This is a genomic window from Variovorax sp. GW821-FHT06D12 (assembly GCF_059419205.1).
Map to the genome: position 1 here is coordinate 588,893 of NZ_JBWKRI010000002.1, position 16,719 is coordinate 605,611.

The 16,719-nt window shown below is 70.0% G+C and carries 12 protein-coding genes; 9 read left to right on the plus strand and 3 right to left on the minus strand.

Going from position 1 to position 16,719, the window contains the following annotated elements:
• The coding region (locus tag AC07SQ_RS09235) for a hypothetical protein (RefSeq protein WP_495272062.1) at positions 1–3,516 on the minus strand (3,516 nt) is incomplete at its 3' end.
• Positions 3,517–3,814: 298 nt separating this feature from the next.
• On the opposite strand from AC07SQ_RS09235, the gene AC07SQ_RS09240 reads away from it, so the two are divergent.
• Positions 3,815–4,249, plus strand: coding sequence for a DUF1841 family protein (locus AC07SQ_RS09240; protein ID WP_492730930.1), 435 nt, complete (start codon positions 3,815–3,817; stop codon positions 4,247–4,249).
• A gap of 4 nt (positions 4,250–4,253) precedes the next feature.
• Here AC07SQ_RS09240 and AC07SQ_RS09245 read toward each other — a convergent pair whose 3' ends face one another.
• Positions 4,254–5,249 carry a LysR substrate-binding domain-containing protein gene (locus tag AC07SQ_RS09245; RefSeq protein WP_495272061.1) on the minus strand — a complete coding sequence of 332 codons (996 nt, stop codon included), beginning with the start codon at positions 5,247–5,249 and terminating at the stop codon, positions 4,254–4,256.
• A 103-nt stretch (positions 5,250–5,352) separates the two neighbouring features.
• On the opposite strand from AC07SQ_RS09245, the gene pcaH reads away from it, so the two are divergent.
• Positions 5,353–6,075 carry a protocatechuate 3,4-dioxygenase subunit beta gene (pcaH, locus tag AC07SQ_RS09250; protein ID WP_062482599.1) on the plus strand — a complete coding sequence of 241 codons (723 nt, stop codon included), beginning with the start codon at positions 5,353–5,355 and terminating at the stop codon, positions 6,073–6,075.
• Positions 6,076–6,087: 12 nt separating this feature from the next.
• Positions 6,088–6,699, plus strand: coding sequence for a protocatechuate 3,4-dioxygenase subunit alpha (pcaG, locus tag AC07SQ_RS09255; RefSeq protein ID WP_070062689.1), 612 nt, complete (start codon positions 6,088–6,090; stop codon positions 6,697–6,699).
• Between the two features lie 81 nt (positions 6,700–6,780).
• Here pcaG and AC07SQ_RS09260 read toward each other — a convergent pair whose 3' ends face one another.
• Positions 6,781–7,473 carry a c-type cytochrome gene (locus AC07SQ_RS09260; protein WP_495272060.1) on the minus strand — a complete coding sequence of 231 codons (693 nt, stop codon included), beginning with the start codon at positions 7,471–7,473 and terminating at the stop codon, positions 6,781–6,783.
• 150 nt (positions 7,474–7,623) lie between these two features.
• Here AC07SQ_RS09260 and AC07SQ_RS09265 point away from each other — a divergent pair, with 150 nt between their 5' ends.
• The 6 genes from AC07SQ_RS09265 to AC07SQ_RS09290 are packed head-to-tail and all read left to right on the plus strand — an operon-like array spanning position 7,624 to position 16,673.
• The gene (locus tag AC07SQ_RS09265) at positions 7,624–8,478 is read left to right on the plus strand and encodes an AAA family ATPase (protein ID WP_095746764.1); all 855 of its coding nucleotides are present in this window, start codon (positions 7,624–7,626) and stop codon (positions 8,476–8,478) included.
• A 36-nt stretch (positions 8,479–8,514) separates the two neighbouring features.
• Positions 8,515–8,730 carry a hypothetical protein gene (locus AC07SQ_RS09270; RefSeq protein WP_235926943.1) on the plus strand — a complete coding sequence of 72 codons (216 nt, stop codon included), beginning with the start codon at positions 8,515–8,517 and terminating at the stop codon, positions 8,728–8,730.
• A 46-nt stretch (positions 8,731–8,776) separates the two neighbouring features.
• Positions 8,777–9,364: a GNAT family N-acetyltransferase gene (locus AC07SQ_RS09275; protein ID WP_070062693.1), complete on the plus strand. Its 588-nt coding sequence runs from the start codon at positions 8,777–8,779 to the stop codon at positions 9,362–9,364.
• 25 nt (positions 9,365–9,389) lie between these two features.
• Positions 9,390–10,577 (plus strand): vWA domain-containing protein, encoded by a 1,188-nt coding sequence (locus AC07SQ_RS09280; protein ID WP_062482585.1) that lies wholly within the window; start codon positions 9,390–9,392, stop codon positions 10,575–10,577.
• Between the two features lie 58 nt (positions 10,578–10,635).
• Complete coding sequence (locus AC07SQ_RS09285; protein WP_495272059.1) at positions 10,636–12,567, plus strand: autotransporter assembly complex protein TamA; 1,932 nt, start codon at positions 10,636–10,638, stop codon at positions 12,565–12,567.
• Between the two features lie 8 nt (positions 12,568–12,575).
• Positions 12,576–16,673 carry a translocation/assembly module TamB domain-containing protein gene (locus AC07SQ_RS09290; RefSeq protein WP_495272058.1) on the plus strand — a complete coding sequence of 1,366 codons (4,098 nt, stop codon included), beginning with the start codon at positions 12,576–12,578 and terminating at the stop codon, positions 16,671–16,673.
• The last annotated feature ends 46 nt before the right edge of the window (positions 16,674–16,719 follow it).

A 16,719-nucleotide genomic window follows, 5' to 3' on the forward strand; every position in this document is an offset into this window, starting at 1 on the left:
GAGCAGACCACCGTCGCCGCCGAGGACACCACCCAGAAGGCCGTCGTCGCCGAGGATGCCGCCGAGCAGGCCGCCGTCACCGCCGAGGACGCCACCCAGGAGGCCGTCATCACCCAGCACACCGCCGAGCAGACCACCGTCGCCGCCGAGGACACCACCCAGAAGGCCGTCGTCGCCGAGGATGCCGCCGAGCAGGCCGCCGTCGCCACCGAGGACGCCACCCAGAAGGCCGTCGTCACCCAGCACGCCACCGAGCAGACCACCGTCACCGCCGAGGACGCCGCCCAGGAGGCCGTCGTCACCCAACACGCCGCCGAGCAAGCCGCCCAGCAAACCGTCGTCACCCAGCACGCCGCCGAGCAGACCACCTTCGCCGCCGAGGACACCACCCAGGAGGCCGTCGTCACCCAGCACGCCACCAAGCAGACCGCCTTCGCCGCCGAGCAAGCCGCCCAGCAGGCCGTCGTCGCCCAGCACGCCACCGAGCAGGCCACCTTCGCCGCCGAGGACACCACCCAGGAGGCCGCCCTCGCCGCCGAGCAAGCCGCCCAGCAGGCCGTCATCACCCAGCACGCCGCCGAGCAGACCACCGTCGCCGCCGAGGACGCCGCCCAGCAAGCCGCCGTCGCCACCCAGCACGCCACCCAGCAGGCCGTCGCCACCGATCAGGTTGGCCACGCCGTCGGTCACGAAGTCGACCTGCGTGTCCACCGCGTTCAGCAGGCCGTTCGTCGCGCCAGCGCCGAGCAGCTGGTCGACCACCGGGCTGACCAGGCCGCCCACGCCGTCCGTCACGTCGTCGACGAGGCTGTCGGCCGGGTCGAGCACGTTCGGGTCATTCGGCGTGAAGCTGGAACCGAGCACCGGGGCCAGCAGGCCGTCGACCGTGTCGGTCAGGCTGTCGGTCAGTTGCGAGACCGGGGCCAGCACGTCGCCCAGGCCGAGGTCGCCGAGCACGCCGTTGTTCAGGCCGTTCACCAGGCCGGCGACCACGCTGTCGGCCGGATCGAGCAGGGCCGCGCCGGTGCCGGGGGCGCCGCCACCGCCGATGCCGCCGAGCACGCCGCCCAGCAGACCGCCGACAAGGCCTTCTTCACCGAGCAGGCCGCCCACGGGGCCGTCTTCGCCCAGCAGGCCACCGACCACGCCGTCCGGTCCGAGCAGGCCGCCGACGCCGTCGCCGCCGAGCAAGCCACCCAGCGGGCCGTTGTCGCCCAGCAGGCCGCCGAGCAGGCCGTCGTCGCCGAGCAGGCCACCGATGGGGCCGGTGCCGCCGAGCAGACCGCCGACCAGGCCGTTGTCGCCGAGCACGCCGCCCAGCACGCCGTCGCCGCCGAGCAGGCCGCCGATGGGGCCGGCATCGCCGAGCAGGCCACCGACCAGGCCGTCGTCACCCAGCAGGCCGCCCAACGGGCCGTCGCTGCCGAGCACACCGCCCAGCAGGCCGTCGTCGCTCAGCAGGCCGCCGACCAGGCCGTCATTGCCGAGCAGGCCGCCGATGGGGCCGCCTTCGCCGATGACACCGCCGAGCAGGCCGCCCAGCAGACCGTCGTCGCCGCCGAGCAGGCCGCCCAGCGGGCTGTCGGCGAGCAGGCCGGAGATCGCGCCGTCCTGGCCGAGCAGGTTGTCGATGAGGCCACCCTGGCCGAGCAGTTCGCCGGTGAGGCCTTCCGAGCCGGCCAGGCCGGCCAGTGCGCCGTCGCCGCCGAGCAGGCCGCCCACAAGGCCGTTGTCGCCCAGCAGGCCGCCGATTGCGCCGTCGTCGCCGAGCAGACCGCCCAGCAGGCCGTCCGCGCCGAGCAGGCCGCCGGTCAGGTTGCCGACGGCGCCGTCGCCGAGCAGGCCGCCGACCAGGCCGTCTTCGCCGAGCACGGTGTCGAGCAGGCCGCCGACGGCGGTGTCTTCACCCAGCAGGCCGCCGACCAGGCCGTCCGGTGCCAGCAGGCCACCGACCAGGCCGTCTTCGGCCAGCACGCCGGCCACGAGGCTGCCTTCGCCGAGCACGTTCTCGAGCAGGCCGCCGAGCGCGCCGTCGTCGCCCAGCAGCTGGTCGGTGACGCCGCCCAGGCCGAGGGCGTCGGTGAGGCCGCTGACGATGCCGTTGTCGCCGACGAGGTTCTCGAGCCCGTTGTTGAGCGCGTCGGTCACGTAGTCGACCTGGCCGAGCAGGCCGTCCAGGATGGCACCGGCGGCGCCGGCACCGAGCAGCGGATCGAGCACCGGGCTGAGCGCTTCGCCGAGCGGGTCGGTGATGCTGCCGACGGTGTCGTCGATCGGGTCGAGCTGGTTCGGGTTGTTGGCCTGGAACTCTTCGCCGAGCAGCGGAGCGAGCACGTCGTCGACGACGTCGGTCAGGTCATCCACCACCCCCGCCACCGGGGTCAGCGAACCACCAAGGCCGAGCGCGTCATCCAGGCCGTCGACCACGCCACCCACGATGCCGTCGGCTGGGTCGAGGAGGTGGTCGGCGTCTGCGTCGGAGTCGGAATCGCTGTCCGAGTCGGAGTCAGAGTCGGAGTCGCTATCCGAGTCCGAATCAGAGTCGCTGTCCGAGTCAGAGTCTGAATCCGAGTCACTGTCCGAGTCGGAATCAGAGTCGCTATCCGAGTCGGAGTCGCTGTCCGAATCCGAATCCGAATCCGAATCCGAGTCAGAGTCCGAATCAGAGTCGCTGTCCGAATCCGAGTCGCTATCGCTGTCGGAGTCGCTGTCCGAGTCGGAGTCAGAGTCCGAATCGCTGTCCGAGTCCGAGTCGGAATCCGAGTCGCTATCCGAGTCCGAATCCGAATCCGAGTCAGAGTCGCTGTCCGAATCCGAGTCGCTGTCCGAATCCGAGTCGCTGTCAGAGTCCGAGTCGGAATCCGAGTCCGAGTCCGAATCAGCGTCCGCGTCGGACTCACCGCCCGGGCCGCCCACGAACAGCGGGAAGCCGGTGGTGCCACCGTCGCCGCCACCGCCGCTCAGTGCAGCACCCAGCGCCGCGGCGCCCAGGGCGCCCAGGGCGAATTCACCGAGGCCGATGCCGCTGCCGGCCGCGGTCTTCTTGGTCACTGCCAGGGCGGCCGCATCGGCGTCGCTGTCCGGCGGGGTCACCTGCAGGTCGCCCGAGGCGACGTCCACATTCACTTGTTCGAGGCCGCCGGGCAGCTTGGTCGAGCCGATGGTCGCATCGGTGCCGCCGGTGAAGACGCCGGCCAGCGGCGCCTTGTTGGAGGCCGATCCGGGGAACAGCACGTTGGCCTGGCCGCCGTCCGGCACGATCACGCGGTCGCCGGCCATCAGGGTCTGATTGCCGTCCACCGGAATGCGGACACCCTCGCGCATCACTGCAACGCCGGGCGTAGCATTGGACAATGTGCCCACGCTGGGCGACGCCACGGCCGCAGGCGCGGCGGAGGCGCCGGCGCTGATACCCGGCGTGCCGAGCGGCGTGACGGTGGCTTGGGCGAGAACCACGGGCGCGCCAGTGGCGGCGAGCCCTTCGGTCGAAACGGTCGATGCTTGTGGAGCGGTCATGGCAGCCTCTGTGACAAAAGATGCATCTACAGGGGCAACTTGCGTGCCGCTTTTCCGCCGCCGTGCCAACGCCGCGCCATCGGCGCCTCAAGTGATTGATTTGTATGGATATTTTTCTGAAAACCGCGCAACGCACCGGCCTCCGAAACAGCCCGTAAGGAGGTCAATTCGCGATTCGTTACGTAACGATGTAACGCCTCGTACCCGGAACGCCGGGCGTGTCGCGCGCACTTTCCACAGCCCTGGCGCCCGCGCCGCGCCACCCGCTTTTTCTCTTTCCTTCTTCTCTCTTCTATATATGTTCAATCCCTCCCAGGAAGACGTGCGCCGCTTCTTCTGCGACGTGTACGCCAAGCACCGGCAGGGCCTGCCGATGGAGCCGCTGGAGACCATCGCGGCCGGCTGGATCGACGAGCACCCCGAGTACCACGAGGACCTGGTCGACGCCGACGCGGCGGTGGCGCGGGTCTACGACGGATCGAACGGCCGCGAGAACCCGTTCCTGCATCTGTCGATGCACCTGTCGATCAGCGAGCAGTGCTCCATCGACCAGCCGCGCGGCATCCGCCAGGCCGTCGAGCTGCTGGCCGCGCGCCGCGGCTCGCTGCTGCATGCGCACCACGAGGCGATGGATTGCCTGGGCCAGATGATGTGGGAGAGCCAGCGCGCGGGGCGTCCGCCCGATGGCGATGGTTATGTGGCGTGCGTGCAGCGCCGGGCAACCAAGGACTGAGCGATCAGCCGGCGGCGCGCGGCGTTCCCTTTCGCGACGGCAAGGCCCCTTGCGCCTTCGCCGCTTCGCGCAGCAGCCCCGCCATCGCGGCGCGCAGCGGCGACGGCTCGGCCTCGCTGCGCTGCAGGAGGCCGACCGGCTCCTCGGTGCCGGTGGTGTCGATCGGTAGCCGCACCAGGCGGCCGTCAGCCAGCTCGCTGCGCGCGGCGCCCAGCGGCGTGATCCACACCGCGTCCGACACCCCCACCAGCGCGTGCGCCACCGCCACGTCGAGCGTCTGCAGGGCATTGCGCGGCAGCGCCAGGCCGCGCGCCGACAAAAAGCTCTCGGTGTTGTGGCGCGGGATCGTGCCCTCGCCGTACACGACCAGCGGATAGTCGAGCACCGCCTGCACCGGCGCCGGCTTGAGCGCGAGCGGATGGCCGGCGCGCACGGCGAACACCAGCGGCTCGGTGTGCAGCAGCTCGAAGCTCAGGCCGCCCATGAGGCGCGGGTCGCTCATGCGGCCGACCACGAGGTCGAGCTCGCCGGCGCGCAACTCGTCGAGCAGCACGGCGTTGGCCGCGCTCTTCACCAGGATCTGCACCGCCGGCCAGCCCTCGCGCAGCCGCGCCAGCGCCACCGGCAGCAGCGCGGGCGCCACGCTGGGCAAGGCGCCGATGCGCAGGCGTTCGATGCGCCCGCCCGCCGCCGGCGCCACGGCCTGGGCGCTGGCATCCATCGCTTCGAGCACGCGCAGGGCGTGGGCCAGCAGCTGTTCGCCGGCCGGCGTGAGGCCCTGCACGCCGCGGCGACCGGCCTGGCTGCGTTCCACCAGGCGGGTGCCGACCACGGCCTCGAGCTCCGACAGCGTCTTGGACACCGCCGGCTGACTCAGCGCCAGCCGCTCGGCCGCGCGCGCCAGGTGGCGCTCCTGCGCGACCGCGACGAAGGCGCGCAGGTGCCGCAGCTGCACGTTGCGCACGAAATCCTGGCGAAGCTCGGCGGGAGACTTTTTCAATGCCTTCTGGTTATTGAAACTGGAACAATCTTCAATTTACATCATTGATTGCCACTTCTACAGTGCGGGCTTCGGATTCGTCCCACGACAGGAGACAACGTACATGACCAAGACCAGCGGCGTTCAGCCCACCCTCACCCCGCGCGACTGGGACGCCCATCCCAGCTACATCTACCCCGGCTACAAGTCGACCGGCAAGCGCGGCCCGCAGAAGCCGCTCATTCCGCTGAAAGCCTCGCTCGGCGAGCTGCAGCAGCCGGTGTACGGCCACGACAGCATCGGCGAGTTCGACCACGACCTCACGCGCAACGCGCGCGTCAACGGCGAGCCGCTGGGCGAACGCATGATCCTCACCGGCCAGGTGCTCGACGAGCGCCGCCGTCCGGTGGCCAACACGCTGGTCGAGCTGTGGCAGGCCAACGCCTCGGGCCGCTACGTGCACAAGGTCGACCAGCACGACGCCCCGCTGGACCCCAACTTCCTGGGCGCAGGCCGCTGCCTGACCGACAGCGAAGGCCGCTACCGCTTCCTCACCATCAAGCCCGGCGCGTATCCCTGGGGCAACCACCCGAACGCCTGGCGCCCGCAGCACATCCACCTGTCGCTGTTCGGCCAGAGCTTCGCCAGCCGCCTCGTGACGCAGATGTACTTCCCCGGCGACCCGCTGCTGCAGTACGACCCGATGGTCACCGGCACGCCCGAGCGCTACCGCAACCGCCTCATTGCCGACTTCAGCCTCGACATCACCGAGGAAGGCTACGCCCTGGGCTACCAGTTCGACATGGTGCTGCGCGGCGCCGATGAAACGCCGTTCGAGAACCGCTGAAAGGAATTCCCCATGCCATTGATGACCGCACAGGAAGCCGACTTCGGCCAGACGCCCTCGCAGACCGTGGGCCCCTACTTCGCCTACGGCCTCACCGCCACGCAGTACGGCTACAACTTCAACCAGCCCTTCGACGCCGTGCTGGCGCTGGACACCGCCAGCGGCCAGCGCATCCGCCTCGAAGGCCGCGTGATCGACGGCGACGGCAACCCGATCAACGACGCGCTGGTCGAGATCAGCCAGCCCGACGGCGAAGGCCGCTACCCGCAGACGCCCGACGAGGCGCGCGCCCTGGGCTTTCGCGCCTTCGGCCGTGTCGGCACGGGCACCGACGCGCAGAACCGCTTCGTGTTCCACACCGTCAAGCCCGGCGCCGAAACGCCCGGCGAAGCCCCGCACATCAACGTGATCGTGCTGATGCGCGGCCTGCTGCTGCATGCCTTCACGCGCGTATATTTCAGCGACGAGGCCGAGGCCAACGCGAAGGACGCCGTGCTGCAGAGCGTGCCGGCCGATCGCCGCCACACGCTGATCGCCGAGCGCGTGGAGCAAGGCGGCGCGGTGACGTACCGCTTCGACATCCGCATGCAGGGCACGGACGAGACGGCCTTCTTCGACGTCTGACCCCCGGGAAAATCCGGACGAAAAAAAGCCCGCATGAGCGGGCTTTTTCTTTGGAGCACCAGTCTTGCGGACTGGCCTGGCTTACTGAGGCGCGTGATGCAGGCGCGATTCAGGCACGACCTTCAGTTCGCCAGGCAGCGAGCTGATGTAGGTGGTCAGCGTCTTCAGCTCGGCGTTGGTGAACTTCTTGGGTTCGACCTGCGCGGCCATCACGGCGTTCGAACGGCCCAGGTGGGGGTTGTTCTTCACGCGGTACGACTTCAGCGCCACGAACAGGTAGTCGGCGTGCTGGCCGGCCAGCTTGGGCACGGTGCCGTCGTTCGGCGTGTTGAAGTTGGCGCCGTGGCACTTGGTGCAGCTGTTGTCCTTGTCGCGCGCGATGAGCGCCTGGACGTTCTCGGACGCGGCCTTGGCCGGTGTGGCCGCAGGCGCGTCGCCTTCCTTCACGCCCAGCTGGCTGTAGTAGGCCGAGAGGTCGGCGATGTCCTGTTCGGTGAGGCTGTCGGCGATGGCACGCATCGTCGGGTGCTTGCGGTCACCGCCCTTGTACGCGGTGAGCGCGGCCGAGATGTAGGTGGCGCTCTGGCCCGCGATCATCGGCACCTTGTGGATCTCGGGGAAGCTCGCCTGGTAGCCGATGATGCCGTGGCAACCCACGCACATCTGGACCTTCTTGGCTCCGTCCTGGGCCTTGCCAGTGACTTGTTGGGCTTGGGCCGAGACCGTCACGCAAGCGACAGCAAGGGCAAACATCGTGGTCAACAACTTGTTCATTTTGCGCGCACAATCTCGTGGAGATACAGTTTTTCGAATCAACATTCGATTATATGCAAGGGTCCCACGGGAACCTCGCGCGGGCTGCACAAGAGACTGCGCAATGCAGATCGAGTGTGTTCTTTTCTCCACCCTGCCTCCGCTCCACTCATGAAATTCAAGGGCTCAGACAACTACGTCGCCACTCAGGACCTGATGCTGGCGGTCAATGCGGCCATCACACTCCAGCGCCCCCTGCTCGTCAAGGGCGAGCCCGGCACCGGCAAGACCATGCTGGCCGAGGAAGTGGCGCAAGCGCTCGACATGCCGCTGCTGCAGTGGCACATCAAGTCGACCACCAAGGCGCAACAGGGCCTGTATGAATACGACGCCGTGAGCCGCCTGCGTGACTCGCAACTGGCCGACGTGGACGGCGGCCAGCGCGTCAAGGACATCCAGAACTACATCGTCAAGGGCGTGCTCTGGCAGGCTTTCACGGCCGACAAGCCGGTCGCGCTGCTGATCGACGAGATCGACAAGGCCGACATCGAATTCCCGAACGACCTGCTGCGCGAAATCGACCGCATGGAGTTCTACTGCTACGAGACGCGCGAACTCATCCGCGCCAAGCACCGTCCGCTGGTGTTCATCACCTCGAACAACGAGAAGGAACTGCCCGACGCCTTCCTGCGCCGCTGCTTCTTCCACTACATCAAGTTCCCCGATGCCGAGACGATGAAGCACATCGTCGCCGTGCACTTCCCGGGCCTGAAGCAGGAGCTGCTCACGTCCGCGATGAAGACCTTCTACGACGTGCGCAACCTGCCCGGCCTGAAGAAGAAGCCCTCGACCTCCGAGCTGCTCGACTGGCTCAAGCTGCTGGTGGCCGAGGACATTCCGCTCGAAGCCCTGCAAAGCAAGGACGACAAGGTCGCCGTGCCGCCGCTGGTGGGCGCGCTGCTCAAGAACGAGCAGGACGTGACCCTGTTCGAGAAGCTCGTCTTCATGCAACGCAACAACCGCTAGGCCATGAGCCGGCAACCGCATTCCACCAGACAGCTGATGAAGCTGGGCATCGCCCAGGCGGTGCTGTTCGTGGTGGGCGCGCTGATCGGGCGCGGGATCGGGCTCTTGCTCGGGCTCGACGCCTTCGGCACCGACAGCAAGTACGGCACGCGCGAGATCGTCGGCATTGCGCTGATCGGCCTGGGCGGCGGCGCCGGTGCGCAGGCCGCGCGCGCGTGGTACGTGCACAAGTACGGCGACCCGCGCGGCTGAGCCCCAGATCCACCGAGACCCGCACGGAGACACGGAGAGTTTGCACATGGCGTTCGTCGAACCCGTCACGCTGAAGGCCCGCGGCCTCGCGCTCGTGCCGCTGGCACTCACCCACGAAGACGGCCTGCGCGCCGCGGCCGCCGATGGCGCGCTGTGGAAGCTGCGCGTCACCTCCGTGCCCGAGCCGCAGGACACGCGCGCCTACATCGAGACCGCCCTGAAGACGGCCGACCGCTTCGCCTTCGCCGTCACCGACGAAGCCACCGGCACCGTGCTGGGCAGCACGAGCTTTCACGACATCCTGCCGGGCGTGAAGCGCGTCGAGATCGGCTACACCTGGTACGCCGAGCGCTGCCAGCGCACCCACGTCAACACCACCTGCAAGCTGCTGATGCTCACGCACGCGTTCGACACGCTGGGCTGCAACGTGGTGGGCTGGCGCACCGACAACTTCAACTTCGCCTCGCAGCGCGCCATCGAGCGCCTGGGCGCCAAGAAAGACGGCGTGATCCGCGGCCACGTGATGCGCCGCGACGGCACCATCCGCGACACCGTCATGTACAGCCTGCGCGCGGGCGAATGGCCCGAGGTGAAGGCCCAGCTGCAGTACCTGCTCGACAAGCCGCGCGACTGACGACGACACACAAGGAGCGCACCCCATGCTCATCGACTTCTTCTACACGCTGCGTTCGGCCAAGCTGCCGGTGTCGGTCAAGGAATACCTCACGCTGCTCGAGGCGCTCAAGTCCGACGTGGTGGGCCCGAACTCCGACGGTGCCTACGGCATCGACGACTTCTACTACCTCTCGCGCACCGCGCTCGTGAAGGACGAGAAGCACTACGACAAGTTCGACCGTGCCTTCGCCGCCTACTTCAAGGGCGTCGAGATGCTCACCGACTTCACCAAGGAAGTGCCGCTCGACTGGCTCAAGAAGACGCTGGAGCGCGAGTTCACGGCCGAAGAAAAGGCCAAGATCGAGAAGATGGGCTGGGACGAGCTCATGGAAACGCTCAAGAAGCGCTTCGAAGAGCAGAAGGAACGCCACGAAGGCGGCAGCAAGTGGATCGGCACCGGCGGCACCTCGCCCTTCGGCAACGGCGGCTACAACCCGCAGGGCATCCGCATCGGCGGCGCCGGCAAGAACCGCAGTGCCGTGAAGGTGTGGGACCAGCGTGCCTACAAGGACTACGACGACACGCAGGAGCTGGGCACGCGCAACATCAAGGTCGCGCTGCGGCGCCTGCGCAAGTTCGCGCGCGAAGGCCACGAGGAAGAGCTGGACCTGGACAACACCATCCACTCGACCGCCGCCAACGCCGGCTACCTCGACATCAAGATGCGGCCCGAGCGCCACAACAACGTCAAGGTGCTGCTGCTGATGGACGTGGGCGGCACGATGGACGAACACATCCAGCGCGTCGAAGAACTGTTCTCGGCCGTGAAGACCGAGTTCAAGCACCTGGAGTTCTACTACTTCCACAACTGCGTCTACGACTTCATGTGGAAGAACAACAAGCGCCGCTTCTCCGAGAAGTTCGCGACCTGGGACATCCTGCGCAAGTACAACAAAGACTACAAACTGATCTTCGTGGGCGACGCCACGATGAGCCCTTACGAAATCTTGCAACCTGGCGGCAGCGTCGAATACAACAACGAAGAGGCCGGCGCCGAGTGGATCCAGCGCCTCACGCACACCTTCCCCAAGTTCGCCTGGATCAACCCCGAGCCCCAGGGCGTGTGGCAGTACCGCCAGAGCATCGCGGTGATGCAGCAGCTCATGTCCAACCGCATGTACCCGCTCACGCTGCGCGGCCTCGAAGAGGCGATGCGCATGCTGTCCAAGTAACCCGCGGCCCCGCACAAGTGGGGGGCAGCCGCCACACGGGTGCTGTCAGAATGCCCCCATGGTCAGGGTGGCATCCGTTCTTTCGCCGGCGTTGTGGCCGGCTTTGCTTTTTTCCGGCGTCCTGCTTTTGCAAGGCTGCAGCCTGCTGCCTAAAAAAGAGGCGGCGGACACGGGTGCGTCCACCGCGGGCGTGGTGCGCAGCGGCGACAGCAACGGAGACACCGCCAAGGACGACGACAAGGCCAAGGCCGACGGCCGGCGCAACGCCTTCACCGTCGACGTGCGCGGCCCCGAAACCGAGCGCGACTACCTCGCGCGCCACCTCGAAATCCAGCGCTACCGCGAGCTCGACGACCTGGGCGTGACCGAGGTCTCGCGCCTCATGGTCGCGGCCGAGGCCAATGCGCGCGAGCTGCTGGGCACGCTGGGCTACTTCACGCCCACGCTCATGCTCGAACTCAACGAAACGCCCGACAGCACCGAGGCCCCGCGCGAGGTCGTCATCACCGTGGCCCCCGGCGAGCGAACGAAAGTGTCGACCGTGCAGATCCGCTACGCCGGCCAGATCGCCAACGACCCCACCGCCGAAGCGCAGCGCGACGCCATCCGCACCGGCTGGGCGCTGCGCGCGGGCGAGCCCTTCACGCAAGGCGCGTGGGACGACGCCAAGACCACCGCGCTGCGCAGCCTCACGGCCAAGCGCTTTCCCACCGGCAGCGTGGAGATCAGCCGCGCCGAGATCGACGCCGACCGCCACGAGGCCCGGCTCGGCGTGACCTACCAGTCGGGCCCCGCCTACAAGTTCGGCCCGCTGGTGCTGCGCGGCGTGGAGCGCTACGACGCCGACGCCGCGCGCCGCATCGCGCGCCTGCCCACCGGCACCGACTACGACCAGCAGAAGCTGCTCGATGCCCAGCAGCGCCTGGCCAGCAGCGGCTACTACGACTCCGTGTTCCTCACGCTCGACACCGACAGCAACACGCCGCTGGCCGCCCCCGTGATCGCCCAGCTGCGCGAGGCGCCGCTGCAGAAGGTGGTGATGGGCGTGGGCTTCACCACCGACAACGGCCCGCGCCTGTCGATCGACCACACGCACAACCGCATGCCGCTGCTCGGCTGGCGCGCGGTGTCGCGGCTCTCGCTGGACAACGACATCCAGTCGCTGGGCACCGAGTGGAACGCCGTGCCCGACGACCGCGGCTGGCGCTGGTTCGCCGGCGGCGAACTCAAGAGCGAGCAGTCGGGCAGCTACGTGGTCGACAGCGGCCGGCTGCGCGGCGGGCGCAACAAGTCGAGCGACCACATCGACCGCAGCTACTTCCTGCAGTACGACTACGCCCACAACCGCGGCACCGACGCGCCGCCCTCGGCCTCGGCCGTCACCGCCAACTGGGGCTGGACCGGGCGCTATTTCGACGACAACGCGGCGCCCTCGCGCGGCTACGGCCTGGCGCTCGAAATGGCCGCGGGCTACACACTCACCGGCCAGCAGGTGCCCTTCACGCGCACCTACGCGCGCTTTCTCGGCGTGCTGCCGCTGGGCGCGGCCGAGGACAGGAACGCCCGCGCGCGCCGCAGCCGGCTGCAGATGCGCCTGGAGGCCGGCGCCGTCGCGGCCAAGGACAGCGCGCAGATCCCGTCCACGCTGATGTTCCTCACCGGCGGCGACACCACCGTGCGCGGCTACAGCTACAAGCAGATCGGCACCGTGCGCGCCGACGGCAAGACCGTGGCGGGCCGCTACCTGGGCGTGGCCAGCCTCGAATGGCAGCGCCCCTTCGTCTACAAGGACAAGCTCACCGAATGGGAGAGCGTGGTGTTCGTGGATGCCGGCGCCGTGGCCGACAAGCCCGGCGAGCTCAAGCCCAAGGTCGGCGTGGGCGTCGGCGCGCGCTGGCGCAGCCCGGTCGGCCCGGTGCAGGCCGACCTGGCCTACGGCGTCGACTCGAAGAAATTCCGCCTGCACTTCCGTCTCGGCTTCACCTTCTGACCCGCTTCATGCCGTCCACGCCCACCACAGCCACGCCCCGTCCCCGCTCGCGCACCCGCCGCGTGCTGCGCGTGCTGGGCTGGACGCTGACGGGCCTGCTGCTCGTCGTGCTGCTGCTCGCCGCGGGCACCTGGTGGTGGCTCGGTTCGAACACATCGCTGGCCTTCGCGCTCGCGCAGGCCGCGCAGCGCTTGCCCGCGGGCCAGACGCTCGAGAGCCGCGACGTGACGGGCTCGCTGCGCACCGGCGGGCGCATCGGCTGGCTCAAGTGGCAAAGCGAGAGCCTCGCGGTCGAGGTGAACGACGCCACGCTCGGCTGGCAGCTCGCCCCGCTGTTCCAGCGCAAGGTGCAGCTCGGCGAGATCCACGCGGCGAGCCTGTCGATCGAACGCCGCGGCCCGCCCAGCGACGCGCCGACCGAGCCGCTCACGCAGGTCGCGCTGCCCGTTGAAGTGGCCGAGGTGCCCTTCCGCATCGACGAGGTGCGCTGGGCCGGACCGCCCGCGCTGGAAGCCAAAGGCCTCGCCGGCCGCTACAGCTACCTCGGCGCGCAGCACGCGCTGGACATCGATGGCGTCGACATCGCCGACGGCCACTACAGCGCCCGCGTGCGGCTGCAGGGCCCGGCGCCGATGGCGCTCGACGCCACGCTCGACGGCCGCGTGAAGGCCCCGCTCGCCGAAGACCGCCACATCGAGGTGCAGGCCAAGGCCTCCGTGAAAGGCACGCTGGCCGGCCCCGAGGCGCGCCTGCAGGTCGCCGCCGACCTGCAGCCCACCGAGCCCGACGCCGAGGCGCCCATGGCCGCCCAGCTGCGCGCGCAGATCGCGCCCTGGCTGCCGCAGCCCGTGATCGACGCCAAGGCCGACCTGCGCAACGTCGACGCCGCCAGCCTCTGGCCCGGCGCGCCCCGAACCCGGCTCACCGGCACCGTCGAGCTCGCGCCCGACGCCGCCACGGGCCCCGCCGCGTGGAAGGCCTCGGCCGACATCCGCAACGCCGTCGCCGGCCCGTGGGACGAGCAGAAGCTGCCGGTCGAGCAGGTCGAGGCGCAGGTCGGCTTCGACGGCACGACCTGGACCGTGCCCGAAGCCACCGTGCGCGCGGGCGGCGGCCGCATCGACGCCGAAGGCAGCTGGAGCCCCGCGCCCTCGCCCTGGCAGGTGCGCGCCACCGTGCGCGGCGTGCGGCCCGGCGCGCTGTACAGCGAGCTGTCGGGCGCGCCCGTCGGCGGACAGGTCAGCGCGCGGCAGGCCGAAGATTCCGACACCCTCGTCTTCGACGTGGCCCTCCGCGCCGAAGGCAACGGCGGTGCCGGCAGCAAGGCGCTGCCCGGCTTCGGCCTGGACCGCGCGCTGGCGCAGGGCCAGTGGAAAGACCAGGTGCTCGACCTGCGCACACTGCGCGTCGAAGCGATGCGCGCCAGCATCGACGGCAAGCTGCAGGTGCGCGTGGCCGAGCAGGCCGCCAGCGGCAAGCTCGCCCTCTCGCTGCCGGGCGGCGGCGCGCAGCTCGACGGCCGCATCGCGCCCACCACCGGCGGCGGCGACCTCCAGGCGCGCATCGACGACGCCGAAGCGATGCAGCGCTGGGTGCAAGGCCTGCCGGGCCTGTCAGCCGTGTTCGCGAACGCCAGCGCCAAGGGCAGCGCCCGGCTCGACGCCAGCTGGCAAGGCGGCTGGCAGACCGTGCAGCGCCGCATCGAGAACCCCGGCGCCGCCACCGCGCGCGGCAGCGCCGAACCCAGCCTCAAGGCCGCGCTCGCCGTGCCGCGCCTCGACCTGAATCTGCCCGCCGCCCAACCCGGCGGCGCGGCCACCAGCGTGCAATTGCGCGCGCTGCAAGCCGACCTCGCCGGCAGCATCGCCCAGGCCACGCTGACGCTCAAGGGCGAAGCCACCACCGGCACGCAGAAGCTGGCGCTCGACACCCGTGCCAGCGGCGGCCTCGCCAGCGCCAACCAGTGGCGCGCCACCCTCGCCAGCCTGCGCCTGCAGGCGCAAGACACCGCCACCGCGCGCCCCGGCCAGGGCCCCTGGGTGCTGGAGCTGGGCCGCGAAGTCACGGCCACCGTGCGCGCCGCCGACAACCGCCTCGACGTCGAAGCCTCCGGCGCCGACGCCACCCTGCGCGGCCCGCTGCCCGGCACCGTGCGCATCGACTGGCAGCCGCTGCGCTTCAACCAGAGCGGCGCCGCGCCCAACCGCGTGTTCCGCCTGCAGTCCAAGGGCCAGATGCAGGGCCTGCCGATGGCCTGGGCCGGCGCGTTCGGCGCCAACGCCACGCTGAGCGAACTCGGCATCAGCGGCGACCTGCTGTTCAACGGCGACTGGGACATCGACGCCGGCGACACCCTGCGCGCCAAGGCCCGGCTCGCGCGCCAGAGCGGCGACATCCGCGTGCAGGCCGGCGAAGCCGCGCTCGTCACCCGCATCACCAGCACCGGAACCGGCACCGCGAGCGAACGCACCATGAGCTCGGCCAGCGGCAAGAACGAGGTCAACGGCGTCGACGTCACCGCCACCCCGGCCGGCCTGCGCCGCGCCGAACTGCAGCTCGACGCGCAGGGCGACGCCGTGCGCGCCACCCTGGCCTGGGACAGCGAACGCGCCGGCCGCCTCGACGCCGAACTCGGCACCCGCATGCAGCAGCGCAGCGGCGGCTGGCAGTGGGCGCCCGACGCGCCGCTCAACGGCACCCTGCGCGCCGCGCTGCCCAACCTGGGCGTGTGGTCCATGCTCGCGCCGCCTGGCTGGCGCATCGCCGGCACGCTCGACGCCAACGCCACCCTGTCGGGCAACCGCACCGCGCCGCGCTGGAACGGCACGCTCGGCGCCGACCAGCTCGCGCTGCGCGCACCGGTCGAAGGCCTCGACCTGCGCGACGGCCGCCTGCGCGCCTCGCTCACCGGCGACCGCCTGGAGATCACCGAGTTCACGCTCAAGGGCGGCGCCGGCAGCAACGCGCGCATCGGCGGCCAGAGCGGCAACCGCAGCACCGCCGCCAGCGAAGCGCGCACCGACGGCGGCTCGCTCACCGCGCGCGGCGACATCAGCTGGGGCAGCAACAACAGCGCGACCAGCACCGGCATCCGCATGGCGCTGCAGGCCGAGCTGCGCGCCCTGCGCGTGCTGGTGCGCACCGACCGCCAGGTGTCGCTGTCGGGCAACCTGCAGGCACGGCTGGACGACGGCCAGTTCAACGTGCGCGGCAAGCTCAAGACCGACCGCGCCGTCATCATCCTGCCCGACGAGACCGCGCCCAGCCTGGGCAGCGATGTCGTCGTGCGCTCGGCCGCCAAGGACAAGGCCGCCGCCGAGGCCGCGCAGCGCGAATCCGCCAAGGCCGACGCCCAGGCGGCCAAGGCCGCCAAGCCCCAGACCGCCAAGCCGCCCGACATCGTCGTCACCTTCGACCTCGGCGACGACTTCGCCGTGCAGGGCCGCGGCATCACCACCCGGCTCGAGGGCGAACTGGAAATCCGCAGCACCCGCCTCGATGCCCCGCCGCGCATCACCGGCGAGGTGAAGACCGTCAAGGGCCAGTACCGCGCCTACGGCCAGCAGCTCGACGTCGAGACCGGCATCGCGCGCTTCAACGGCCCCTTCGACAACCCCGCGCTCGACATCCTGGCCATCCGCCCGAACATCGCGCAGCGCGCCGGCGTGCAGATCACCGGCTCCGCGCAGTCGCCGCGCGTGAAGCTCTATGCCGAGCCCGCGCTGTCCGACGCCGAGACGCTGTCATGGGTCATCCTGGGCCGCGCCTCGGCCACCAGCGGCGGCGAGTCGGCCCTCTTGCAGCAGGCCGCCCTGTCGCTGCTCGGCAAGATCGGCGGCACCACCACCGGCGGCAGCCTGGCCAGCCGTTTCGGCCTGGACGAACTCGGCTTCAAGGGCCCCGGCAACGGCGGCGACCTGCGCGAGTCGGCCGTCACGCTGGGCAAGCGGTTGTCCAAAGACTTCTACATCACCTACGAACGCAGTCTGGGCGGCACCTTCGGCACCCTCTTCATCTTCTACGACCTGACCAAGCGCCTCACGCTGCGGGGCCAGGCGGGGCAGACGAGCGGGGTGGACCTGATCTATACGGTGAAGTACGACTGAGGGCGGCCGGGACACCCCAAGCTGGTAAAGTGCGGGCCGCGCTGCA

Excerpts from the sequence above, each read along its gene's own strand:
- AC07SQ_RS09270 (WP_235926943.1), top strand. The coding sequence starts at position 8,515 with ATGAAGCTGGGCATCGCCCAGGCGGTGCTGTTCGTGGTGGGCGCGCTG.
- AC07SQ_RS09275 (WP_070062693.1), top strand. The coding sequence starts at position 8,777 with ATGGCGTTCGTCGAACCCGTCACGCTGAAGGCCCGCGGCCTCGCGCTC.
- pcaH (WP_062482599.1), top strand. The coding sequence starts at position 5,353 with ATGACCAAGACCAGCGGCGTTCAGCCCACCCTCACCCCGCGCGACTGG.
- AC07SQ_RS09285 (WP_495272059.1), top strand. The coding sequence starts at position 10,636 with ATGGTCAGGGTGGCATCCGTTCTTTCGCCGGCGTTGTGGCCGGCTTTG.
- AC07SQ_RS09290 (WP_495272058.1), top strand. The coding sequence starts at position 12,576 with ATGCCGTCCACGCCCACCACAGCCACGCCCCGTCCCCGCTCGCGCACC.
- AC07SQ_RS09240 (WP_492730930.1), top strand. The coding sequence starts at position 3,815 with ATGTTCAATCCCTCCCAGGAAGACGTGCGCCGCTTCTTCTGCGACGTG.
- pcaG (WP_070062689.1), top strand. The coding sequence starts at position 6,088 with ATGCCATTGATGACCGCACAGGAAGCCGACTTCGGCCAGACGCCCTCG.
- AC07SQ_RS09265 (WP_095746764.1), top strand. The coding sequence starts at position 7,624 with ATGAAATTCAAGGGCTCAGACAACTACGTCGCCACTCAGGACCTGATG.
- AC07SQ_RS09280 (WP_062482585.1), top strand. The coding sequence starts at position 9,390 with ATGCTCATCGACTTCTTCTACACGCTGCGTTCGGCCAAGCTGCCGGTG.
- AC07SQ_RS09260 (WP_495272060.1), bottom strand. The coding sequence starts at position 7,473 with ATGAACAAGTTGTTGACCACGATGTTTGCCCTTGCTGTCGCTTGCGTG.